The following is an 829-nucleotide window of genomic DNA, read 5'->3' as shown; positions in this document are numbered from 1 at the left end:
GGTGCGGGTGCGCCCGGGGCGCCTGGTGCGCCCGGCCTGCCCGGTGGGCCCGTCGCCGGCCCCGAGTACCTGGACGTCCCGGGCGCGGAGACCCCCGTGGCCCCGGCCGGCCCGGCCGCCCCGCAGCTGGGCGAGATCCCGCCGCAGGCCGGAGCGCCGTGGGCGGCGGAGCCCGCGGGTGCGGCCGAGGGCCAGGGTGTCGTCGGACAGCCGGTGGCCGAGGGCCAGGGCGCAGCCGACGCACAGCCGGTGGCCGAGGGCCAGGGTCCCGTCGCCCAGGCACCGGACGAGGTCCAGGCGGCCGGAACCGAGGGGCTGCCGGTGGCCGAAGGGCAGCCGGTCGCCGAGGCCCAGGCCCAGGCCCAGCCCGCTGCTGGAGGCCAGCCTGTTGCCGATGGCCAGCCCGTGGCCGGGGGCCAGGGTGTGCCCGAAGGCCAGCCCGTGGCTGAAGGCGCGCCCGTGGCTGGTCAGCCGGTGGTGGGCGGCCAGCCCGTCGCCGAGGGCCAGGCCGTGGGCGTCGACGGCCAGCCGTGGGCGTCGACGGCCAGCCCGTCGCCGAGGGGCAGGCCGTGGGCGTTGCCGCCGAGGCGCCGCAGACCGCTCCGGCGCCGGATGCGGGTGAGGCTGTCGAGGGAGCCGTGGCCCCCGAGGCCGCCGCCGCCCCCGAAGGCGCCCCCGCTGCCGAAGGCGCCCCCGCACCGGCGGCCGAGTCGGCCCCGGCCGTCGAGCCCGCCGAGGCCGCCCCGGCCACCGAGGCAGCGCCCGGCGCCGCCGAGGCCGCTCAGGCTCCCGAGGCCGCTCAGGCTCCCGCCGAGGCCCCCACCGAGGC

1 protein-coding gene is annotated in these 829 nt (G+C 82.1%); it reads right to left on the bottom strand.

Annotated features, from left to right (window positions below; all coding sequences use genetic code 11):
• Positions 1 to 467: 467 nt before the first annotated feature.
• Positions 468 to 829 (bottom strand): hypothetical protein (locus tag VR44_RS41860; RefSeq protein WP_211275233.1); only part of this gene is annotated, 362 nt, incomplete at its 5' end.

This window comes from Streptomyces katrae, assembly GCF_000966975.1.
In the GTDB taxonomy this organism is placed as follows: Bacteria; Actinomycetota; Actinomycetes; order Streptomycetales; family Streptomycetaceae; genus Streptomyces; species Streptomyces katrae.
This window is presented reverse-complemented; position numbering and strand designations above follow the sequence as displayed.